General features: G+C 46.6%; 16 protein-coding genes, 1 tRNA gene and 1 pseudogene. 5 read left to right on the forward strand and 13 right to left on the reverse strand.

Annotation, left to right across the window (positions count from 1 at the left end; translation table 11 throughout):
* Positions 1–304: 304 nt before the first annotated feature.
* Positions 305–380: transfer RNA gene (locus B0680_RS08060), tRNA-Phe, on the reverse strand.
* 128 nt (positions 381–508) lie between these two features.
* Here B0680_RS08060 and minC point away from each other — a divergent pair.
* From minC to minE, 3 genes are all read left to right on the forward strand, one after another.
* Positions 509–1339, forward strand: coding sequence for a septum site-determining protein MinC (gene minC / locus B0680_RS08065; protein WP_078254599.1), 831 nt, complete (start codon positions 509–511; stop codon positions 1337–1339).
* Positions 1340–1515: 176 nt separating this feature from the next.
* Complete coding sequence (gene minD, locus B0680_RS08070) at positions 1516–2331, forward strand: septum site-determining protein MinD (RefSeq protein WP_078254644.1); 816 nt, start codon at positions 1516–1518, stop codon at positions 2329–2331.
* A gap of 2 nt (positions 2332–2333) precedes the next feature.
* Positions 2334–2615 carry a cell division topological specificity factor MinE gene (gene minE, locus B0680_RS08075; protein WP_078254600.1) on the forward strand — a complete coding sequence of 94 codons (282 nt, stop codon included), beginning with the start codon at positions 2334–2336 and terminating at the stop codon, positions 2613–2615.
* Between the two features lie 150 nt (positions 2616–2765).
* On the opposite strand, the gene topA is transcribed toward minE, so the two are convergent.
* From topA to B0680_RS08090, 3 genes and pseudogenes are all read right to left on the reverse strand, one after another.
* Positions 2766–5393, reverse strand: coding sequence for a type I DNA topoisomerase (topA, locus tag B0680_RS08080; protein WP_078254601.1), 2628 nt, complete (start codon positions 5391–5393; stop codon positions 2766–2768).
* Between the two features lie 160 nt (positions 5394–5553).
* Positions 5554–6153 (reverse strand): hypothetical protein, encoded by a 600-nt coding sequence (locus B0680_RS08085; RefSeq protein ID WP_078254602.1) that lies wholly within the window; start codon positions 6151–6153, stop codon positions 5554–5556.
* Positions 6154–6160: 7 nt separating this feature from the next.
* Positions 6161–8812, reverse strand: a pseudogene (locus B0680_RS08090) (DNA translocase FtsK); the annotation flags it as partial.
* Between the two features lie 369 nt (positions 8813–9181).
* Between B0680_RS08090 and trxB the strand changes: the two are divergent.
* A complete protein-coding gene (gene trxB / locus B0680_RS08095) occupies positions 9182–10132 on the forward strand; it encodes a thioredoxin-disulfide reductase (RefSeq protein WP_078254604.1) in 951 nt (316 codons plus the stop codon).
* A gap of 137 nt (positions 10133–10269) precedes the next feature.
* Here trxB and B0680_RS08100 read toward each other — a convergent pair whose 3' ends face one another.
* Together B0680_RS08100 and B0680_RS08105 are read right to left on the reverse strand one after the other, a co-directional pair.
* Positions 10270–11304 carry a porin gene (locus tag B0680_RS08100; RefSeq protein WP_158078315.1) on the reverse strand — a complete coding sequence of 345 codons (1035 nt, stop codon included), beginning with the start codon at positions 11302–11304 and terminating at the stop codon, positions 10270–10272.
* Positions 11305–11727: 423 nt separating this feature from the next.
* The gene (locus B0680_RS08105; protein WP_078254606.1) at positions 11728–12828 is read right to left on the reverse strand and encodes a porin; all 1101 of its coding nucleotides are present in this window, start codon (positions 12826–12828) and stop codon (positions 11728–11730) included.
* A gap of 371 nt (positions 12829–13199) precedes the next feature.
* On the opposite strand from B0680_RS08105, the gene aat reads away from it, so the two are divergent.
* Complete coding sequence (gene aat / locus B0680_RS08110; protein WP_078254645.1) at positions 13200–13952, forward strand: leucyl/phenylalanyl-tRNA--protein transferase; 753 nt, start codon at positions 13200–13202, stop codon at positions 13950–13952.
* A 77-nt stretch (positions 13953–14029) separates the two neighbouring features.
* Here the strand turns inward: aat and B0680_RS08115 are convergent, their stop codons facing one another.
* From B0680_RS08115 to rsmH, 7 genes are all read right to left on the reverse strand, one after another.
* Positions 14030–15262, reverse strand: coding sequence for a multidrug effflux MFS transporter (locus tag B0680_RS08115; protein WP_078254607.1), 1233 nt, complete (start codon positions 15260–15262; stop codon positions 14030–14032).
* 263 nt (positions 15263–15525) lie between these two features.
* Positions 15526–16623 carry a phospho-N-acetylmuramoyl-pentapeptide-transferase gene (mraY, locus tag B0680_RS08120; protein WP_078254608.1) on the reverse strand — a complete coding sequence of 366 codons (1098 nt, stop codon included), beginning with the start codon at positions 16621–16623 and terminating at the stop codon, positions 15526–15528.
* Between the two features lie 28 nt (positions 16624–16651).
* On the reverse strand, positions 16652–18130 hold the full coding sequence (locus tag B0680_RS08125; protein ID WP_078254609.1) for a UDP-N-acetylmuramoyl-tripeptide--D-alanyl-D-alanine ligase: 1479 nt from the start codon (positions 18128–18130) through the stop codon (positions 16652–16654).
* Between the two features lie 46 nt (positions 18131–18176).
* Positions 18177–19736, reverse strand: coding sequence for a UDP-N-acetylmuramoyl-L-alanyl-D-glutamate--2,6-diaminopimelate ligase (locus B0680_RS08130; protein WP_078254610.1), 1560 nt, complete (start codon positions 19734–19736; stop codon positions 18177–18179).
* Positions 19737–19771: 35 nt separating this feature from the next.
* Entirely contained in the window at positions 19772–21835 is a 2064-nt protein-coding gene (locus B0680_RS08135) for a peptidoglycan D,D-transpeptidase FtsI family protein (protein WP_078254611.1), read from the reverse strand.
* A 1-nt stretch (position 21836) separates the two neighbouring features.
* Complete coding sequence (gene ftsL, locus B0680_RS08140; RefSeq protein ID WP_078254612.1) at positions 21837–22205, reverse strand: cell division protein FtsL; 369 nt, start codon at positions 22203–22205, stop codon at positions 21837–21839.
* A gap of 71 nt (positions 22206–22276) precedes the next feature.
* Positions 22277–23260 (reverse strand): 16S rRNA (cytosine(1402)-N(4))-methyltransferase RsmH, encoded by a 984-nt coding sequence (rsmH, locus tag B0680_RS08145; RefSeq protein ID WP_078254613.1) that lies wholly within the window; start codon positions 23258–23260, stop codon positions 22277–22279.
* Positions 23261–23457: the final 197 nt, after the last annotated feature.

Consider the following 23457-nt stretch of genomic DNA (forward strand, 5'->3'; position numbering starts at 1 on the left):
TCAAGGGGAATTTGTGAAATTTTTACATATTTTTTATAACTTATTGATTTTCAATATTTAAATTTATTTTTTGGTTATATGGGTCTATTTTTACAGGCAAATTATCGCTTTAGACTTAAGGTTATTTGCATATTACTTGGTAGAATATCCTTTCACTTGCACATTTATATATGATTCTTTATCTGCGTATCACTTTAAGCAAGTGATTTGCCATGATCTAATAAAGGATGCCCACCAGCCCAAAAAACTTACCAAATAGCAAAACAAAAAAGCCTTCCGACATCATCGAAAGGCTTTTTTAATATGGTGGCGAGAGGCAGGATCGAACTGCCGACACACGGATTTTCAATCCGTTGCTCTACCAACTGAGCTATCACGCCAAAGTGGTGCATATTAAACCGTATTTTGGATGGTTTGTCAAGTGTAATTTACTCATATTTGCTATTTTTTCATCACCAAAAAAATGTTACAATCAGTGGATAACTTGATTAAGAATTATGGTACATCTATGACCCAAGCCGTCACCTTATATGGCAAAATGCTAACCTTTAGCCGTCTAAAAATCACCACCAATGATTTGGCGCAAATCCGCACCGAACTCGGTCGTGCACTCGAAGACAACCCAATCGCCGACAGCCTACCCATCGTCATTGATAGTGATGTCGATATTGAGCTTGATGCATTGATTGATATGCTATGGCTACTCAATGTCCAGCCAATCGGCGTGGTCAGTGGCGCGCTTGATGATCAGGCACACGATTTGCGTTTGGCGATTTTCCCTGCTGATGGCAAGCGCATCGAACGCCTGCCAAACTCTGATAAAGCAGATAAAGTCATCAAAGCCGAGCCAGCCCAGACACCTGCCCAAAATAGCTCAAGCAACAATGCCAACAATACAAGCAGTGCAGATGCCAAACCTGATGCCGAGCCTGTCTCAGCGGCAGCATCAAGCACCCAACAAGGCGCAACCTTAGTCACCGCCCAAGACCACAGCGTACAGCTTAGTAGCGGTATTCATACGCAGATGCTACGCTCGGGTCAGAGCCTGCAGCATCTTGGTGGCGATTTGACCATCATCGGCGGTGTCAATGACGGCGCTGAAGCCATCACCGATAATAGCCTGCATGTCTATGGTCGTGGTCTGGGTCGCTTGGTCGCTGGAGCGACAGGCGATAAGAATGCTCGTATTTTTTGCCAAAAATTCAATCCGTCACTGGTATCAGTCGCAGGGACTTTTTGTCTGCGTGACGCCATCCCAAGCGAGATGATTGACCAAGCTGTACAAGTCACTTATGATGAAGATAAGGGCTTGGTGTTCACCTTATTAAATCAGTTATAAGCATCTGTGAACATAACAGCAATTAGCAAAAATTAACATTTTCATCGCATAAAATTCATCAGATGAATTGATGATGACCGCCAAATATGCTATCCTAAAGCAAATTTATGGCGGTCTTATTTTTGGAACAATTTTTCCTACCGCTTGAGCGATTTTATCAGTTAAGGAGTGCCATTGTGGCAAAAATCATCGTAGTAACTTCAGGTAAAGGCGGTGTGGGCAAAACCACTACCAGCGCATCATTTGGTGCAGGTCTTGCCAAGCGCGGCTTTAAAACTGTCATCATCGACTTTGATGTGGGTCTTCGTAACCTTGACCTTATCATGGGCTGCGAAAACCGCATCGTCTATGACTTTGTCGATGTCATCAGCGGTAATGCCAAGCTGACCCAAGCACTGGTCAAAGATAAGCAATACGAAAACCTATTCATCCTACCTGCATCACAAACTCGTGACAAAGACGCACTGACCGACGAAGGTGTCGCCAAAGTGATGAAAGAGCTGTCAGAAGATTTGGCATTTGACTACATCGTCTGCGACAGTCCTGCCGGTATCGAGCGTGGCGCACAGCTAGCCATGTATCATGCTGATGAAGCACTCATCGTCACCAACCCTGAAGTATCATCAGTGCGTGACTCTGACCGCATCATCGGCATCCTACAAAGCCGCACCAAAAAAGTCGAAGAAGGCGGTAGCGTGCGTGAACATCTGGTCATCACTCGCTACAACCCAACTCGTGCTTCAGAAGGCGAAATGATGGACTATCGTACCATCGCTGATGAAATTTTGCGTGTGCCACTCATCGGTATCATCCCAGAGAGCAACACTGTCCTAGAAGCATCGAACCAAGGTCAGCCTGTCATCCATTTCACCGACTCGGCAGCCGGTCAGTGCTATGAAGATATCGTTGCTCGCTTCTTGGGCGAAGAAGTGCCACTGCGTCATCTAGAAGTGAAAAAGAAAGGTTTCTTTGAACGACTATTTGGGGGTTAATGATGAAAAAAGGATTTTGGAGTTCGCTTTTTGGTGGTGGTAATAGCAACCCAAGCAGTGCCGATATCGCCAAAGATCGCCTAAAAGTCATCGTTGCAAGCCATGATCGCCTAAATACTCGTTTGACCGCTGAGCGTATCGAGCAGATGAAACGAGAAATCTTGGCAGTGGTCGGCAAATATGTCAATGGCGTCAATATTGATGATCTAAACATCAATCATCGCCACGAAGACAGCGTTGATGTCCTTGAGATGAATATCAGCCTACCTGATCGTAAGGCTTAAATCTCTGCATTGGCACTCAAGTTGATGCTTGAGACAAATTGGTCAAGTACATTGCTTGACCAATTTTTTTATCTGTTTATAGAAACGAAAAAGCAAATCCGCGATGGATTTGCTTTTTTCATGTATGCAATGAATGGTTTATTCTTACAATTACTCACTCATCCAAGCGCCATTTCGCCAAACTAGCGCAAAACGAGTTGCCTTGCCGTCTTTTTCAGATCCGATATACTGCTCGGCATTTTTGCGACTCCAGCGTAGGATGGTCGGATTGCCATTATCATCGACATCAGGCGCATCAAACAGATAATGGAATTTTGGCTCTAGCTGGTCTTTGATGCTACGCAGTTCGGTGAGTTTTGGCGGACGAGTTTCACGCACTTTCGGGAATTTTGATGCCGCCAAAAATAGCCCTGCCGCCCCTTCACGCAGTACATAATGATCATCAAACTTCTGCGAGCGTAGCTCAGGCATGGCAATCGCCGTCATGCGCGGTGGCGCAGCTTGACCATTTTTGAGCACTTTGCGGGTATTATCACACTTACGACACGCAAAATACGCCCCAAAGCGACCGGTCTTAAGCTCCATTTGCCCATCGCATTTATCACAGTCAATGGTCGGCGCATCATTGGTCGCCCCACCGACTTCAAAGACACCCTGCTCAAGCAAATAGCCATCGCAGTCAGGATTATTACCGCAGATATGTAGCTTTAGCCCGCCATCGACGATATAGCCATCCATCGCTGCATTGCATTTTGGACAGCGTTTTTTCTCCATCAGCGCATTGACTTCGGCTGAATCATCATCAGCATCGAACTCAAATGCCGATACTGGCATCAGATTTTTGGTGCCTTTGCAGCGTTCTTTTGGTGGTAGATTGTAGCCTGTACAACCCAAAAATACCCCCGTACTACCTGTACGCACCTGCATTGGGCGAGTACAGATATCGCAGTGAATATCAGGCACATTGGTTGGGTCATTCGGACGCATACCGTGACTGGATTTGGCAGTTTCTAGCTTTGTCTTAAAGCCATGATAAAAATTATCCAGCACCGCTTTCCAGTCTTCGTGCCCCACCGCCACTTCATCCAGCTTATCTTCTAGCCCTGCGGTAAAGGCATAATCCATCAAATCAGGGAAACTCTCCACCAAGCGTTCGGTGACAATATCGCCCATTTTCTCGGCATACAGGCGTTTATTTTCAAGCTTGACATAGCCACGCTCTTGAATGGTTGAGATAATCGATGCATAAGTCGATGGACGACCGATGCCACGACTTTCAAGCTCTTTGACAAGGCTTGCCTCACTATAGCGAGCAGGCGGCTTGGTGAAGTGCTGTGATGGCTCAACGCTAATCAGTGGCAGACTCTCACCGACCTTGACCGCAGGCAATAGCACATCATCGCTCTTGGCAGGTGGCTGTACTCGGGTATAGCCGTCGAACACGAGCGTACGGCCTTTTGCCTTGAGCTCGACATTACCCGCAGTGACAATCAAATTCACCGATTGATAGCGAGCAGGTGTCATCTGACAAGCGACGAACTGACGCCAAATCAGCTCATACAGGCGCTGCGCATCTCGCTCCATGCCAGTTAGTTGTGATGATTTGACCGCTACCGATGATGGGCGGATGGCTTCGTGCGCTTCTTGGGCGTTTTGTTTATTGCCATAAAAATTTGGCTTATCAGGCAAATAAGCATCGCCAAAGTTTTGGCTGATATAGCCACGCACTGAATTTAGCGCATCTTGGCTCAAAAATGTCGAGTCAGTACGCATATAAGTGATGTGACCTGCTTCATATAGGCGCTGCGCTAGAATCATCGTCTTTTTGACGCTAAAGCCCAAGCGAGTGCTGGCTGCCTGTTGTAGTGTCGATGTGATAAATGGTGCCGATGAGCGTGATTGGGTTGGTTTCTCATCGATGCTTGAGACCACAAAGGCTGAATTTTGTAGGACTTGCACCACAGCATCGACTTCGGCTTGGTTGCTCATCTTGAGCGTTTTACCATTTTGCTTGGTGGCTTCTAGGCGTAATGTCTCGCCCGCTGCGCTGTTATTGGTATGAATTTCCCAATATTCCACAGGGACAAAGGCACGAATCTCTCGTTCACGCTCAACAACCAGACGAGTCGCCACCGACTGCACACGCCCTGCTGACAAGCCACGAGCAATTTTCGCCCACAGTAGTGGCGACACCATAAAGCCGACCACACGATCAAGGAAACGGCGTGCCTGCTGTGCATTGACACGGTCGATGTTCAGCTGGTCTGGATGCTCAAAGGCGTTTTGGATGGCGGTTTTGGTAATTTCGTTAAACACCACACGGCTGTATTTGGCATCATCACCGCCGATGACTTCTTTTAGGTGCCAAGCGATCGCTTCCCCTTCTCTATCCAAGTCCGTCGCCAGATAAATCTTATCGGCATCTTTGGCAAGTGCTTTGAGCTCTCGGATGACTTTGGTCTTATTTGGCAACACTTCATAGACCGCCTTCCAGCCGTGTTCAGGATCAACACCCATACGGCGTACCAACGCACGCTCGGCTTTTTGTTCACGAGACAGTCCTTCATCATCCGCTTTGGCAGTCTTGGTGGTTGTGCCGCCGACAGGCAAATCACGCACATGACCGACACTTGAGCGGACGATGTAGTCATTGCCCAGATATTTATTGATGGTTTTGGCTTTGGCAGGCGACTCCACAATCACCAAGGCTTTGCCCTTGGCGCTGGCTGTGGTCGTGCTTGCCGCAGCTTTGGTGGTGGTTTTTTTGGTGGTTGCCATGTCTTTGCCTTAATATTATCCAAATTCGCAATGATCCCTTGCGAAGAAATGTTACTAAAACTGCCTTTATAGGGGGTAATGAGCAATTTGTCAATTACTTTAGCGAAATTTTTATCAAAAAGTCAATGCACAATTGCAAATTTTAGCGATTTTTTTGGGTTTATGCCTGCTGTACACGCATCGCCCACGCCTGCAACGATGCCTGCATCGCCGTCAAATCCGCCGTCGCTTGTGCTTTATCCAGCTTATGTGCTTTGTGGCTAAATTGGTATTTATCATCGAGCCAATACAGGGCAATGGTATTTGCCTTGATGGATAAGCCAAGTACACACCCGCCAATGCTATCAGGTAGCTCAATCGGCACACCATCAAGCACACGCACTTGACGCTCGCCTTTTGGGGTATTGACCACGCCAATATCCATCAGCTGCCATACGCCGTCATGAGCAAGATACTGTGCCATCGGCAAGGATAATTCATCCATCACAAGGCTATACTGCGCAATCATTGGTGTGGTTTTTTTGGTACTTGGCAAACTTGCATCACTTGATTTGGCGGTACGCATAGCATCATAACGAGCAGTTAGCCAAGTTGGGCATGCCACAAGCTTAGGATAAATGCCAAATTGCCGTGCCATCAAGCGAAAATCCGCCACTCGTGTCTCATACGCCTTTGGGCGAGCACCCATAAAATTACCAATGGCAAAGCCTGCCACGCCAAGCACCACTAAGGTCGCAATCGCCCCACTAGATAAATCCATCTCTCACCTATAACAATAATTGGCGCTTGCCACTGTGGTCCATCGCTGTGACCAGTCCACGCTCTTCCATTTGGTCAAGTAGGCGAGCAGCACGGTTGTAGCCGATGCTAAATTTGCGCTGTACCGCCGAAATCGATGGCTTGCGTGTCTCCACCACAAAGGCGGCGGCCGCTTCGTACAGCTCATCAGCAGATGCGCCACCACTGCCCATATCGCCACTGCCTTCACCTTCAAAGGTGTAGCTGTCAGACAAATCGATATAATCAGGACTGCCGCGCTCACGCCACGCATCACAGACACGGTTGACTTCATCATCATCGACGAATGCGCCATGCATACGCTCTGGGTTATTTTTGCCCGGCCCGATAAACATCATATCACCATGACCGAGCATATCTTCAGCGCCGCCTTCTTCGATGATGGTACGGCTATCGACTTTTGAGTTTACTCTAAGTGCCACACGAGCAGGCACATTCGCCTTGATAAGACCTGTCACGACATTGACCGTCGGACGCTGTGTGGCAAGTAGTAGATGAATACCTGCGGCACGAGCTTTTTGAGCAAGGCGTACGATTGGCTCTTCGGCAGTCTTGCCAAGCTGCATAATCATATCAGCAAATTCATCAGCGACGATGACAATGGTCGGCAGTGGTTTTAGCTTTGGCGGTTTGGACTGACTGACGCTATCATTCATCTGCCATAGCGGGTCATAAATCGGCTCACCGACACTTTCGGCGTGTTCGACTTTTTTGTTAAATTCGCTAATCTTACGCACCCTAAGCTTACTCATCAGCTGATAACGGCGCTCCATTTCATTGACACACCAAGTCAATGCTGCTACCGCATCTTTCATATCGGTAATCACCGGTGTCAATAGGTGCGGGATATCGCCATAGTTGGCAAGCTCCAGCTGTTTTGGGTCAATCAAGACAAGCTTTAGCTCATCAGGCGTGTACTTAAGTAGCATGGATAATAAAAATGAGTTCACCAAGACCGACTTACCCGAGCCTGTCGTACCAGCGACCAGCATATGTGGCGCTTTGGCAAGGTCGGCAATCACAGGCTTACCACCAATATCCTTACCCACCGCAATGGCGATTTGTTTGTCAGGGTCACGAAAATCTGGTGTGTCGAGTAGCTCAATCAGACGCACCATTTCACGCTCTTTATTCGGCACTTCGATACCGATATACGGCTTACCCGGGATGACTTCAACGACACGCAGTGATGCCTTTGACATCGAGCGTGCCAAATCCTGCGCCACACGGCTGACACGGCTCGCCTTGACGCCCGGTGCCAGATCCACTTCAAAACGAGTCACCACAGGGCCAACCATCGCTGAGATGACATTGGCTTTGATGTTAAATTCTTGCAATTTAATCTCAAGCAATTCTGATGCTTCTGCAAGCTGAGCTTCGGTGACGACAGGTTTTTGGTCATAATTTGGCTTATCAAGCAAATCAAGTTCAGGCAGTGGCGTTAGGCTCATACGATAGCTAAGCGTATCCATCGCACGAGATTTGCTCGCTGTCTGCGGTGCAGGTGCAGGTGCATCATCCCACATTGCATCATCGTCATCATCAAAGCCATCATCCATCGGCATATCGGCATCAGCTTGCCAAGCACTGTGTGCAGTTTGCCAATTGTCATCTACTGATGGCGCATCATCTTGCCATAGATGATTATCAGCATCATCAGCATCGACATCATCATCCATAGCTACTGTCGGTGCGATTGATACTGTCGGTGCTTGAGTGGTTGTCGTGGTAGATACGGTTTGTTTGGTTGATGACTGCATTTCATCAGCAGGCATAGCCATCATAGCGGCAGATGCATCATCTTGTGCGACGTCTGCCATCTGCGGTGCTGAGTTGACCGCTGATTGTTTGATGGCTTGACGGGCAATTTTGCTAAAGCGAGATTCATTCTGCGAATCGCTATCAGACGCTTGTTCGGCTTCTGCCTTTTCTAGTTGCCAAACTGCTTTTAGGCTATCTTGTACACCTGAATGCTTAACAAAGCTCTCAAATGCACCGTTGTGATTGTGCGGGATATAATCATCAGGATTTTTGACGACTTTCTCCGAGTCTTGCTCATCAATATCCGCAATCAAGGTATCGTCAACAGGTGTTTCGTCTTCGGTTTTTTCTTGGCGGCGATTGGTTGGTAATAGCCAAGCCAAAAATACGCCAAGCACTTTTGCCCAGCGAATTTCAAACACCAACGCCGACACCAATAAAATAAAGAAAATCAAAAATAACGCCGCAATCGTTCCGCCAAATGCATTGGTCAGCGCCTGCTGGATCTCTTGCCCAAAGACACCGCCAATACTTGATGCCTGATCAGCACTGCGTAGGCTTGCACCATAAGTCAATAACGCCGCCACCGAACCAATCAGCGAGCCATAAGCCACCAAGCGAAATGGCCAAGCCACTTGCGTACGCATCCCCATCAAGCGTACCAATTCATACGCCAAAAAACCCACAAACAGCCAAGAACTCCAGCCAAAAAATGTACGCAAAATATCAGAAATCCATGCACCAAGCGCACCACCAATGTTCGTCACTGTGGCTTCTGAACTCACTTGCGACCATGCAGGATCGGCAGGGTTATATGACAATAAAATCAAAAACAAATAGCTTAGTGCCAAAATCCCAACTACGCCAAATACCAACTGCTTCACTGTTGGCATTTTTTTGACAATGGATCGTAAAAACTCAAGCTCTAAGATACGTTCTAAAAAATTCATTATGTAGATTTCATCTATGGATTGTATGGTACATCTTATCTATTGGCTTGCAAATCATCATATATTTGGGCGCTTGATAAGCAAATGGCGAACTCTACATTATAGCGAATTTATGCCATTTTACCAATGGATTTGCGTGTATTCTTGTGACTTTCGTTGATCTCATCATCAATTTGCACAATATTCATCAACATTCATCAACATTGACTTGTAATTCACCCAGTTGGTCTTATATACTGACTAGTTACACGACATCCAATGAACATCAAGGAAATTATTATGTCAAATCATCATCGCCTAATTATCCTGGGCTCAGGCCCAGCAGGTTATTCTGCTGCCGTCTATGCCGCTCGCGCCAATCTAAAGCCTGTCATCATCACTGGTCTGCAAGTCGGTGGACAGCTAACCACCACCACCGAAGTCGATAACTGGCCGGGCGATGCGCACGGCTTGACCGGTAATGGCTTGATGGATCGTATGAAAGCGCACGCTGAGCGTTTTGGCACTGAATTGATTTATGACCACATCAATCAAGTTGATCTACAAAATCGCCCATTCACCCTAACTGGTGATAACGGCACTTATACCTGTGATGCACTCATCATCGCCACAGGCGCAACTGCGCAGTATCTAGGGCTAGACTCTGAACAAAAATTCATGGGTCAAGGCGTCTCGGCTTGTGCGACTTGTGATGGGTTTTTTTATAAAAATCAAAAAGTTGTGGTTATCGGAGGTGGCAATACTGCGGTCGAAGAAGCACTGTATCTATCAAACATCGCAAGCGAAGTGACCCTAATCCATCGCCGTGACAGCCTGCGTTCTGAAAAAATCCTACAAGACCAGCTATTCGAAAAAGCCAATAACGGCAATGTCAAAATCGAATGGAACCATCAAGTCAAAGAAGTCATCGGTGATGACATGGGCGTCACAGGCGTGATCATCGAATCAACCGTCGATGGCAGCACCAAAAAGATTGATGCAATGGGAATGTTCGTCGCTATCGGTCATAAGCCAAATACAGGACTGTTTGAAGGTCAGCTGACCATGAAAGATGGCTATATCGTCGTCAATAGCGGTCTCAATGGCAATGCCACCGCCACGAGCGTCGAAGGTGTCTTTGCTGCTGGTGATGTCGCCGACCACATCTATCGCCAAGCCATCACCTCGGCAGGTACAGGTTGTATGGCAGCACTGGATGCTGAGAAATATCTGGATGCGCTGGCGAAATAGTCGCCATTAAGTCTTGATATCAATACACTCAATGCAATTGGGTGTATTTTTTTGCTTATACATCCCAAAAAAAAGACCGTGAAAAAAAATTCACGGTCTTGGTGTCTGTCAAACACTTAAGTGGAGTTTTGGTTTTATTAGAAACGAATACCTGAGAACAGAACCAGTTCTGCAGTTTTTGTTTCAGTCTTGGCAACATCAGCTGCAGTGTTGTTCAGCTTAGCCTTGTGCAAGCCCAACTCCGCACCAGCATAGACGGTTGAAGTAAAGTTCTTGGTTGCACCAGCAAGCAGTCCGTACTTGTCGCCGTTTTTGCCATCTGGATTATCGATCAGATTGAGCTGACCATAATACTCCATAGTGTCAATCGTCTTGGTAGCACCAAGCATCAATGCCTTTTCAGTTTCTGAACCCGTTGTCATGAAACGGTTGTGCTGATACATAGCGGCCAATTTCCAATCTTCTGTTGGCTTGTACCAAGTGTCAACACGGATGGCATCTTTTAGATTGTACCATTTGCCACCATGTGCATTATGGTCTGCTTTTTGACGATTGATTTCGTCTGCATTTACATTGGCGTTGACATATGCCGCTGCTAGACCATAATTATCTTTTTGGCGAGCGACCGAAACTGCATAGCCATCGCCACCAAGTGTATCATGACGGTTTTCGTCTGCAATATATTGCAGTGTGAATTGATTGCCATCAACCACTGGCGACTCATAGCGGATGCTATTGTTGGCACGGATACCATCAACAGCAACTGCCTGACCGCCTGGTACATTCTCATAATATGGGTCAAAAGTAATCAAACGACCTGCTTTGATTGTACCATATTCTTTGTGTGCAAGACCGATCCAAGCATCACGTGGCTCAAGCATACGATGCTCATTGTCAAATGTCGTGCGGTATTCCAAACGATATTGCACATCAACATTATCAGTCAGCTTCTCCGAACCACGAACGCCGATACGAGAACCATTATCATACAAGTGTGCACGTGTATGACTTGAGTCTGTGTTGGTAGTGCCATCGGTTTTGGTTGTGGTGGTTTTTTCGTAGCCTGTGATGCCGTTTACATAAAATGCACCATAAATTTGTGGCGCAGCATGGGCTACCGACGCTGCCAAAATACCTGCTGAGCTAAGTACAAAAAGCTTGGCTAATTTCATTTCAGTCATCTCCTGATAGACTATTTATAACTACAAAAGCTAAATTCCCTAAACCTTGAAATTCCATTCAAGGGTTCTCTAAAGTTACCAAAAAATAACAATAGATACTATTTTGTCATACGAATACAACATAATGTAATATAATGACAACAAAAATATATGATAATTTTGCAAAAAATACAAGCATTTGTTTCAAAAAATTTCTAGAATTTGTGCAATTATTTTATAACATATTGTATTTTAAAAGCTTTTTATTTTATTCAAAAAGTGAATTTTTAGTAGTCAATGAGCAAGAATATTGCAAAATACTCAAAATGAAATTTTCTATTGAGTTTAAACTGACAAAACAAAACCGCAATCAGATGATTGCGGTTTTGTGCTACTTGGTGACTCATTGTAGAATTTCGCCACCATCAACTCAGCTTAGAAATGAAAACCACTGTACAGTGACAAACCAGACGTTTGATCTTCGATACGATGCGCCTTAACAGCACTGCCGGCATCCATATGCGCAGGAACATCAGCTGATTTTTGGTAGTAGAATGCCTCTACACCAGCATAAGTGGTTGAGCTAAAGTCTTTTTTTGCGCCAAAGATGATATCAAATTTATTATCATATCTTGTGCCGTATTCATTAAAATCTTTATAGACATTGACTTGACTATAAAGCTCAACCGACTTATCCAGTGTACGGCTAGCACCGATAGCAAAGGCTTTTTCGGTTTTGGCGGCTTCGCCATACTGAGTGCCATTATGGCTATTTTGTTGATACATTGCTGCCAATTTTACAGTTGGCGTTGCTTGATATGATGCATTGACACGCCACGCTTCATCTAATGGCTGTACGATATATCCCACGCCACGTCTTTCTGCCTTGTCATCAGTTTCAGCATTTACATAAGCAACACCAATGCTATATTTATCAGTGTTGCGACTCAGCGTCAGTGCATAGCCATCACCATTCAGTGAATCTGTACCCGCAGTCGTGCTGTCTGTATTCTCATCCATGATATATTGAGCGGTGAATTGATTGCCTTTCACCACAGTTGACTCATAGCGCAAACTGTTATTCGTGCGCAGACCGTCATAATATGATGGGCGACCCCATGGCATATCATTCAAATAAGCATCATAAGTCAGCATACGACCCGCTTTAAATGTGCCATAATCCTTGTGCGCTAGACCAATCCAAGCATCACGCGGTTCTAGGGTACGTGTATTGACATCGAATGGGTTGCGCCATTCGATACGATAACGAAGATCAACTTTATCAGATAGCGTCTCTGAGCCACGAACGCCGATACGAGATGCATCATCAAAAATCAACACTCGGTTACGACCAGAAGTGATTTCGGTTGGTGTGCCATCAGTATAGCTAGTCTTGGTGCGAGAAAAGCTTGCATCAGAGTTAATATAGATTGCACCATAAATCTGTGGCGCCGCCAACGCTGATGTTGAAATCATACCCGTGCTTAGCAAAGCAAGTGGCGCTACACACGACATAGAAAAAATATTAAACTTCATAGACAAGTAGTCCTTAACTTGTGATTCGGGAGTGAGTCTTCATAGACTATAAATGTTATTATGTAACAATTTATAAGAATCCATAAAAAACTTGTGCAATATATCTGTATTCTTACCAAATTGCAATAAAAAACGTTATATTTATGTATGATTTTTTACGATATGTATATGAATTTATTTGATATAATTTATTCAATTCATGATATCTTATAACAAATAATTATGGGAATAAGCATAAGTCCGTGGATAGCCCGTGATAATTTATTGTATAAACTCAATCACATAAAGCCACCAATCACATTTGGCAATACGCTGTCTTGCATAAAATATGATACAATTTTTGCATGGATTTTAATGCAGTACATACCAACATGACCACATCAAACCACACCTTGACATCACTTCACACCCTAGCTGACACTTGCCCGTATGATTTTCAAAATGCTGCACTAATGGCTGATGGCGATGGATTTTTGGGTACGGGGGCGGATTTGTCGGTGGCGACGCTACTGCACGCCTATCGCTCGGGCGCGTTTCCTTGGTTTGATGCCGATGACCCGATTTGTTGGTGGTCGCCAAGTATACGCTGTGTGCTTGTGCCTGATGCGTTTCACCCGAGCAAATCGCTCGTACGCACTGCCAAAAAACAGCCTTGGACACTCACGACCAATCTTGCTTTTGATGCCGTCATCGATGCCTGTAGTCAGCCACGCCACTATACGAGCGAGACTTGGATTCATGATGAGATGAAACTGGCATATAGTGAATTGCACCGCTTGGGCGTGGCGGTGAGCGTTGAGATTTGGGCGGGTGCGCCGATGACAAGTGAGCTGATTGGCGGACTTTATGGGGTGAATATCGGTGCGATTTTTTGTGGTGAAAGTATGTTTCACCGACAAACCGACGCGTCAAAAGTGGCGTTTTGGGGCTTGATGCGATTGTGCCAACAATCAGGGATTGCGCTCGTTGATTGCCAGCTTGAAAATCCACATCTGATGAGTCTTGGGGCGACACTGATGCCACGCACAGAATTTTTGCAGACGCTAAAGACACTTGTGCATCATGATGTGGCAGGGCTTGGCGGACGGCAGATTCAGCTGAATGTTAGCGAGTTATTGGCATAAAAAAAACCCACGCACAGCTTGGCGTGGGCATAGCTTTGATGGCTTTGTGATGACTTTGCCATCTATTTATTAGCCGATTAATCCATCTTGGACAAATCCAGTCTTGGGTCAAGGCGATACGCAAGCAGCGCACCAAGCACCACAAGCACGCTGATGACCACACCAAGACGCAACACGACATTTAGGTCAAACAAGCCAATGAGCAATCCGCCAAAAATCCCCACCGAAAATTGTAGCGACCCTTGTAGCGCACTTGCCATGCCTGCTCGCTTTTTTTGGTACGCCAGTGCAATGGCGGCGGCATTTGGCTGGGTAAAGCCAAGCCCTGCAATACAACAAAAAATGCTCAAAAACACCAGCACCACATTGGCATCACCGCCAAAGACAAGCCCAAGCGCCAACAATACCAGTGATGAAATCAGCTGAATCAGCACACCAAATCTGAGTAGCTGTACTAAGCGAAACCGCTTGGTCAAAAACTGATTAACCTGTGTCAAGGCAATAAAGCCAAAGGCATTCGCCCCAAAAGCGATGGCAAACTGACGCTCGGTTAGCCCAAAATTCACCATAAATAGCTCACTGGATGCCGACAGATAAATAAAAAATGCCCCTTGTAGCAGTCCTGCTGACAGCGCAGGTACAATAAAAGTTTTATCTTTTAACAAATCTATATACTGACTGATAACATGACTGACAGGCTCGGTGTTGCGATTTTCAGGCTTTAGGGTTTCTTTTAAGAATAACTTAGTCAAAACTGCAATCAGTACGCCATACGCCGCCAAAAACCAAAACACCGTATGCCAATCCGCCACCTGCAAAATCGCCGCGCCCAGACTTGGTGCCAAAATCGGTGCTACACCCATCACAAGCACCATCAAGCTAAACGCGCGAGCCGACTGCACAGGGTTTAGCGTATCACGAATCGCCGCACGAGTCACCACCGCCGACACACACGCACCGAGCGCCTGCATGGTACGAGCGGCGAACAGCACATATTCATTGTTGGTCGTCGCACAAATCACTGACGCCACCACAAAAATCGCCATGCCCAGATACATCGGCTTGACACGACCCACACGGTCGCTAAATGGCCCATAAAACAGCTGACCCAGCACCAATCCCACAAAATATGCCGGCACAGATTTGGAAATATTTACCACACTCACGTCAAACGCATCCGCCATCTTTGGCAGTGCGGGCAGATACATATCAATGGCAAGTGGCCCGATAGCAACCATCAAGCCAAGCATCATCACCCACAGCGTGGGAAATGGCGCAGCGGTCGCCTGTTGTTGATTTTGATAACTCATGATGTACTTCTTATTATTTTATTAAAAAAATTGATAATTATCATCGATATGCACTTATCTTCAATGAACTACCACTCAAACCTGTCGATGATAATGGGAATTAATATTGTAACACAGCATCGCAAGTGATACCTGATTAAAGCTTGTAAAAACCGTGAATACAGCTTGCAGATTTCTAACTTGACAAAAAAATACCGCCCCATGCAGAGCGGTAAATTCACATCAGTGATTATCGTAGCTTTGTAATTAGCGCAGTTTTATAATTAGCGCAGTTTCAAGGTCATCAAGCCAAGCACCACAAGGATGATGCAGACGATGTAGAATCGGGCGACGACTTTGGTTTCTTTGAGTCCCATTTCTTCAAAATGATGATGTAGTGGCGCCATCAAGAAAATGCGTTTTTTGCGCAGACGATACGAGCCCACCTGCAATATCACCGACACCGCTTCAGCGACAAAGATACCACCCATGATGGCAAAAGCAAGCTCTTGGCGAGTCATCACCGCAATCGTACCAAGCATACCGCCCAGCGACAATGCGCCCACATCGCCCATAAAGACATCGGCAGGCGCAGCGTTATACCACAAGAACCCCAAGCCTGCACCAATGATTGACGCACAGACGATGGTCACTTCGCCATTATAAGCAATGTGCGGTACGTGCATATAATCTGCATAGTTGGCAGAACCCGAGATATAAGCGAACACACCAAGACCAGCAGCAACCATCACCACAGGCAAAATCACCAAGCCATCCAAGCCATCAGTCAAGTTCACGGCATTGGACGAGCCTGCCAAGACAAAATAAGTCGCAACAATAAAGCCAAGCCCCAACGGAATCGCCGAAAATGGAATCACCACATCTTTAAACAGTGGAATTAGCATATCTTGCATGGCAACCATCGTCACTGCATCTTGCTGTGTGGCGATATAATACAGCGAACCGCCGGCGAACAATGAGCCAACCGACAGCCAAAAATATTTTTTGCGAGCGATTAGACCTTGTGGGTTTTTGTGCTTGATTTTTAGCCAGTCATCCGCCCAGCCGACGGCGCCAAAGATGACCATCACCACCATCAAAATCCACACATAAGGATTGGATAAATCCGCCCATGCCAAAGTCGCAATTCCAATCGCCACCAAAATCAGCACACCGCCCATCGTTGGCGTGCCCTGCTTGGCTAGGTGGGTTTTTGGGCCATCATCACGCACCGCTTGACCGTATTTAAGCGTACGCAGATAATTAATCACAGGCTTACCACCCAAGATCACGATGACCAATGCTGTAATTACCGCAAGCAGGGCTCGCAAGGTCAATGACCCGATGGCGATGTCTGTTTGTTGCAATAACCAATAAAGCATAATTTTTCCTTAAAGTATCTTAACTGTCTTAGACGGTGGCCAAATCATTAATTAGTGTTTCCATTGCCATACCACGAGAGCCCTTAAATAGCACGGTGGCACTGCTTTGGTTAAGTAATTGTTGTAAATCCTTAAGCAAAGTTGGCTTATCTTGATAATGTGTCGCAATCGGCTTGATGGCATTGATGGCATTAGCGGTATGCGTCATATGCACCCCCAAAGTCAATACATGATCAATGCCAAGCGTCGCCAAATGCTCGCCCAAGCTTGCGTGCTCACTGTCGGCAGCATCGCCCAGCTCAAAAATATCACCGATGACCAAAATTTTGGTATTTTCTTCGGCTTCTAGCACACGAGCGGCTGCCATCATCGATGTTGGATTGGCATTATAAGTATCATCAATCAAGATATGCTCGCCAAAGTCAATGCGTGTCAAGCGACCTTTTGGCGGTACAGCTGACTCAAGCCCTTTGACAATCGTCGGCAAATCCACGCCCAGCGCAAAAGTCGCTGCCGCTGCTGCCAGTGCATTGGCGACATTATGCTCACCGATGAATGGCAAATGCACAGGCAGGCTTTCGACATCATCTACATCCAGATTGGTGTTTAGAGTAAATGTACAATGCGTGGCAAAGCTTTCGATATCATCAGCGAATAAATCACCCATCACAAGCACGCTATCCACGCCTTCTACTTTGAGCATCTGCGCATCAGCTTCATCAAGCCCTGCTTCATCGATATTCACTAATTTTTCACCAAAGCTTAAGGCTTGTTCGGTGAATTTGGCCGCTTCATTTGCCAAAGTTTCATAAAATTCATCAGACAATGGCAACACCGCCACGCCATCGGCTTGCAGCGCTGAATAGATTTCGCTTTTGGCACGGGCGATATTGGCACGACCGCCAAACTCGCCCAAATGCGCCGTGCCGATATTCAGCACCACAGCGACATCAGGACGCACCAGATTGGCAGTATAAGCAATCTCACCCAAGTGGTTCGCACCCAGCTCCATCACAGCAAAGCGGTGTTCATCGCTGAGCTCAAGTAGCATCATTGGCACGCCAAGGTCGTTATTAAGATTGCCACGAGTCATCAAGGTCGGTGCAATTTGGCTTAAAATCGCCCCAATCATCTCTTTGGTAGTGGTCTTGCCACTTGAGCCAGTCAAGGCAACGACGGTCAAATCAGGATGTGCATCACGGCGATATTTGCCCAAATCCCCCAAGGCAAGCTTGGTATCTTTGACAATCAGCTGTGGCACATCACAGTCCACTTCATGCTCGACAATCACCGCCATCGCACCATTGTCTTTGGCGGTCTGTACAAACTCATGCGCATCAAATCGCTCGCCTTTGATTGCCAAAAAGACATCACCAGCACCGATTTTGCGGGTGTCGGTGGTGATGGTGGTCGCAGTGATGACAGTATCGTTGAGATTGTGCCACTGACCTTGAGTGGCGGCCTGGAGCTTGTCTGCTTGCCACACATAGGCGGTTTGATTGGTCATGAGATTGCCTTTATTTACTATAATATTAAACTAATCAATGTATCGATTATTTATTAAACTTAACTAAAAATTCATCCAAGATTGCCAAGTCATCAAAGTCATGGCGGACGCCCTTGATTTCTTGATAAGTCTCGTGCCCTTTACCTGCGATCACCACAATGTCATTAGCACAAGCGGTGCGAACCGCTAATTCTATCGCTTTTTTGCGGTCGGCTTCGATAGTAATTTTGTAATGATCTTCACAAGATAGCCCTTGTTGCATATCTTTTAGGATGGCATTTGGGTCTTCGGAGCGGGGATTATCCGCTGTCAAAATCACATGATCAGCAAAATCCAGCCCCGCTCGTGTCATCAAAGGTCGCTTGGTGCGATCACGATCACCGCCACAGCCAAACACCGCAATCAGCTTGCCATCACAGTGCTTGCGTAGGCTTGAGAGTACTTGCACCAGTGCATCAGGGGTGTGCGCATAATCGACGATGAACGAGCCAGTCTTTGAGACAGCTCGCTGCATTCGCCCACGAGCACCGACAAGCTGGGTAATATAAGTCGACAAAGTATCCGCCTTTTGTGGATACAACGCCAAAAATGCCGCCATGCTTGCCATCAGATTATCGACATTAAATAGGCCAAGTAGCGGACTATGTACCATCATCTCGCCATGCACTGTGTTGACATCGATCGCCACACCGTCTAAGCTTGGCTGCACTGTCTTGGCATAATACTCAGCCGCGCTGTCTTTTTGGCTATAGCGATATACTGGGTACGATTTGGTGTCACCAAACAGCTGATACTCGGCATCAGCATTGATGACACCTGCTTGTAGCGTTGGGAAAAGCGTTGGTTCAAACAGCTTTGCCTTGGCATCACGATAATCATCCATATCACGATGATAATCGAGATGATCATGTGATAAATTGGTATAAATCGCCACTGCCACAGGCACGCCCTGCAAGCGATATTGATCCAGTCCATGTGAGCTGGCTTCTAGTGCTACCATCTGCACGCCTTCTTTTGCCATTTGGTACAAAAATTCATGCACCATCAGCACATCGCCTGTGGTGTTCGCCGACTGCACCAACTGCCCCAATCGCCCATTGCCTGCCGTACCCATGATGGCAGATGACACGCCAGATGATTGGCACAGCTGAGCGACGAGCTGACTGACGGTGGTTTTGCCATTCGTGCCAGTGACAGCAACGACCGTTGGCAGTGGCACAGCACCATTAAGCTGCAATCGAGCCGCCACCAAATCACCCAAAATCGTTCGAATACTTGGCAAGCTCACTACAGGGATGGATACGCCATTAAGATTGAGCGTTGTCGCATCAAACTCGGTGATGATAAAGCTTGCGGTATCTTTGACGGCCTGAATGTAGCGATTGGCACTGTCGATGGCGCTCGTTTCATCCTGGCTTGTGCTTTTGAGCAATACAAAGCCATCTTTTGCACCAATCTTACGACTATCCAAACAAAAATTTGCCATCTCGTGCGACAAAATCGGTGCGAACCAAGCCTGCAACTGCGCCGATCCAATGGCTGATGCAACGGTATTTGGTGTCTGTGCGACACGATCTAAAATTTCGCTAAAGCTGACCACGCTCATGATATTTCCTTACTGTATTTTACGATTTTACGGTTTTACGGTTGTTTTTTGGTTGGTGGTGTATCTTGTGCTGTTGCCTGAGCTTTTGGTGCTTCGGCATATAATGGCTTGTCATAAGCGACATTATAAAGACGCAACGCCTCTTTCATGACATTATGAAATACTGGTGCAGACACCTGCCCTGCGTATGACTGCTTACGTGGATCTTCCACCAAAATCGCCACGACAAAGCGTGGGTTGGACGCCGGTGCCATACCGATAAATACCGCACGATGCTGATCGGTATAATAACCCCCTTTCGGATTGGCACGGCGTGATGTACCTGTCTTACCTGCGACACGATAGCCATTGATCGCTGCTTGGGCACCCGTACCGCCCGATGCTGTCACCAGCTCCATCATTTTGACAATCTCTTGGGCATGCGCCGCCGAAATCACTCGCTCCGGCTTGGCTTTTTCGATGTCTTTGACCAAGTTCAGTGGCTGTTTGACACCATTATTGGCAAGTGTCGCATAAGCCTGTACAAGCTGTGCCAAGGTCACTTCTAGACCATAGCCATAGCTGAGCGTTGCTCGGCGTGATAATTCATTTGCCGACGGGACTTTGAGCGTGCCTGATGCTTCTGATGGGAAGTTGAGTGCTGTTTTTTGACCCAAGCCAAATTTTTGTTGCATACTGACAATGGCATCATTAGGTAGTGCCAAAGCGATTTTTGCTGATGCAACGGTACTTGAACGCTGAATCAAACGTGCCAACGTGATTGCGCCAAAATTTTTGCCATCACGGATGGTATAGCCACCAACACTCAAATTGCCCGGATTGGTATCAATGATGGTATTGGTCGAAAATTTACCCGACTCAAGCGCCGCCGCCACCGTGAACGGCTTGACCACCGAACCCGGTTCAAAGACATCCATCACAGGACGATTACGCTCATTCGCACCATCACGATCCGATAGCTTATTTGAGTTAAATGACGGCCAAGAACCCATTGCCAACACTTCGCCCGTCTTGACATCAACCACCATGCCCGAGCTTGAGCGAGCAGATTGCAAACGCCCCACTTGCTCAAGCTCTTTGTACAAGACATACTGCAAGCGAGAGTCAATCGTCAGGTGCAAATCTTGGCTTTTGACTTGTGGCTTGGATTCCGACAATTCATTGATTGGCATATTGTAGCGGTCATGCAAAACAATCAGCTCGCCCGGTGAACCCGTCAAATACTGATTGAACTGCGCTTCAAGACCGGCACGACCAACCACGCTATCATCTTCTTGCGATCGCCCCATAAAGCCAAGAATCTGCGCATTTGGCTCTGCTTGTAGATAGTAGCGTTGGTCAAAGCGTTCGGTATTTAAAATATTTTTAATATTCAGTGCTTGTAGTGGTGCTGCAATCTCTGGTGCGACTTTATTTAATAGCACCAGTCGGCGACTGCCTGCGCCTTTTGGCAGTGCCTGCTTGATTTGATCATCAATATCATCAGCTTGATAATTCAGCTTATGATTCAACGCCACCGCTTCTTGTAGCTTTGCCAATGGGAAATTTGCCACAGCAGCAATTTTGACCAAGTCCATCTCTTCAAGCGCTTTGGTGGCACGTTCTTTGACAGCGTCTGATTTGCTGGTCTGTAGCGTCTTATTCAAGTCATAATAACGCTCTGCATAAGCCACAGGGTCAAGCGAGATGGTATAAAGTGGCGCATTGGCGGCCAACGGCTTGTTATTGCGATCAAAAATCAAACCCCGTGTTGAAGTCAGGGCACGTGTCCTTGTGGTCTTTTCATTGCCCCACTCAACCAAATACTGCGCATCAAAGACCTGACGATACACAGCACTACCCGCCAAATAAATCGCCCCAAGCACAATCAAAAACCAAATGACATGGTATCGCCAGACGTCCTGAGTACCGCCCATCAAGGTTGCTGATTGGCGTTTTGGGGCAATGATTTTGGCAAGTAGCCATTTTGCGCCTTGCACTAGCTTATTTGATGATTGAGCACTCTTTTCTCGCTTGGCACTGACACGCTTGCGACGCAGTGGCGGTGTGATGGTCGCACTTTTTGGCGCAGTCTTTTGGGATTTATTATCTTGGCTCATCTTATTTTCCCTGTTTCTCTGACTGCGTTTGCCCTGCTGATGGTGCAATCACTCGGCGATTTTCACCCGTTGGGAAAAACATACCCAGCTCACTAACTGCACGGCTTGCCACTTGTGGTGTGGCACTAAAGGTTTGTTGCTCGATCATCAGCCGTTGCTCTTCGGTGCGAAGATCGCTAAGCTCAAGATCCAATTTGCGAATCTGAATATGCACCTGATGTCGCTCATTGGTCTGCTCAACAATACTCAGCGCCGTCCAAAAAATCAGCAACACAAGAATCGCCAAAATCACACGCAATACTGTTGTAAAATTGGTGCGAATGGCTTGTGTGTTTTCATTTATAAAATTACTGAGTTTTGGACTGCTCATGTTGCTCTACTAACTATCACTAAAAAATATCATTAAACTTTATCAATTATCAAATCATTGCCATCTAGCAATCACACATCGCCTACCCACGCCACATCGCTACGGGTTGCGCCACGCAGCCACGCACTGCGTGCACGGGGATTGGCTTTGACTTCGGCATCACTTGGCGCGACTCGCTTTGGCTTGCCAAAGTATTTTGGGCGTACAGGCGGTATCGGTAGATGTGCATCTTCGTCGTATTGCCCACGGCTATGTTTTTGTAAAAACTGCTTGATACGGCGGTCTTCGAGCGAATGAAAGCTAATCACGGCAAGCTCGCCACCTGCTTTTAGCACATCGATACTTTGGGTAAGAAACTCATCGACATCGCCAAGCTCATTATTAATAAAAATCCGCATCGCCTGAAAGCTTTGGGTGGCAGGATGTTTGCCTTTTTGCCAATTTGGATGCGCCTGCTTGATGACTTCTGCCAGTGCCAGCGTTGAGTCATAATTCTCCATCGCCTTAATCGCCCGAGCGATACGCCGTGAATGACGCTCTTCGCCATATTCAAACAGCACATCGGCAAGCTCATCAGCAGACACACGAGTAAGCCACGCCGACACAGGCTCGCCACGAGTGGTATCCATACGCATATCCACCGCCCCATCTCGCATAAAGCTAAAGCCACGAGTGCCGTCATCCAGCTGCGGACTTGATACACCAAGGTCTGCCATCAAGCCATCGACTTTATCAATGCCAAGTGTCACGAGGCTGTCTGTCAGACTTGCAAAGCTGTCATGCACTACCTTGATACGAGCATCCGCCTGCGCCAAATCCTGTGCCACCGCAATGGCTTCAGGGTCTTTATCAAACACCACAAGGCAAGCATCATCTGCCAAATACTCAAGCAACAATCGGCTATGCCCGCCCCGCCCAAAGGTCGCATCGACATAGATGCCCGATACCGACCGCTTTGGCACATCGGCAAGTGTCTTGACACCAAGCACCATTGCCACCGTCTCTTCGAGTAGAACGGTAGTATGACTAAAATCGGCTGTGGCTTGGCTTGACATATCGCCCCTTATGCTGGTTTTGGTTTGGCTTGTTTTGGGTCTTAGCTAATTTAGTTTGGCTAAGTTTTAACGAATTGACAGTCATTCAATGGCTGATGATGCATCATGATTCATCAAAATTCACCAAATTATGTGCTTATATTTCAAAATTTAATAAATTCACCATAAAGTAAATTTTATTAAACAATCGCATGGAA

The sequence above is a fragment of the Moraxella pluranimalium genome, assembly GCF_002014825.1.
GTDB lineage: Bacteria > Pseudomonadota > Gammaproteobacteria > Pseudomonadales > Moraxellaceae > Moraxella > Moraxella pluranimalium.

Coding starts and splice junctions, on each gene's coding strand:
- rsmH (WP_078254613.1), bottom strand. CDS start 23,260: ATGTCAAGCCAAGCCACAGCCGATTTTAGTCATACTACCGTTCTACTC.
- B0680_RS08115 (WP_078254607.1), bottom strand. CDS start 15,262: ATGAGTTATCAAAATCAACAACAGGCGACCGCTGCGCCATTTCCCACG.
- minE (WP_078254600.1), top strand. CDS start 2,334: ATGAAAAAAGGATTTTGGAGTTCGCTTTTTGGTGGTGGTAATAGCAAC.
- B0680_RS08085 (WP_078254602.1), bottom strand. CDS start 6,153: ATGGATTTATCTAGTGGGGCGATTGCGACCTTAGTGGTGCTTGGCGTG.
- B0680_RS08105 (WP_078254606.1), bottom strand. CDS start 12,828: ATGAAGTTTAATATTTTTTCTATGTCGTGTGTAGCGCCACTTGCTTTG.
- trxB (WP_078254604.1), top strand. CDS start 9,182: ATGTCAAATCATCATCGCCTAATTATCCTGGGCTCAGGCCCAGCAGGT.
- aat (WP_078254645.1), top strand. CDS start 13,200: ATGACCACATCAAACCACACCTTGACATCACTTCACACCCTAGCTGAC.
- B0680_RS08100 (WP_158078315.1), bottom strand. CDS start 11,304: ATGAAATTAGCCAAGCTTTTTGTACTTAGCTCAGCAGGTATTTTGGCA.
- ftsL (WP_078254612.1), bottom strand. CDS start 22,205: ATGAGCAGTCCAAAACTCAGTAATTTTATAAATGAAAACACACAAGCC.
- B0680_RS08130 (WP_078254610.1), bottom strand. CDS start 19,736: ATGAGCGTGGTCAGCTTTAGCGAAATTTTAGATCGTGTCGCACAGACA.
- B0680_RS08125 (WP_078254609.1), bottom strand. CDS start 18,130: ATGACCAATCAAACCGCCTATGTGTGGCAAGCAGACAAGCTCCAGGCC.
- topA (WP_078254601.1), bottom strand. CDS start 5,393: ATGGCAACCACCAAAAAAACCACCACCAAAGCTGCGGCAAGCACGACC.
- minC (WP_078254599.1), top strand. CDS start 509: ATGACCCAAGCCGTCACCTTATATGGCAAAATGCTAACCTTTAGCCGT.
- B0680_RS08135 (WP_078254611.1), bottom strand. CDS start 21,835: ATGAGCCAAGATAATAAATCCCAAAAGACTGCGCCAAAAAGTGCGACC.
- mraY (WP_078254608.1), bottom strand. CDS start 16,623: ATGCTTTATTGGTTATTGCAACAAACAGACATCGCCATCGGGTCATTG.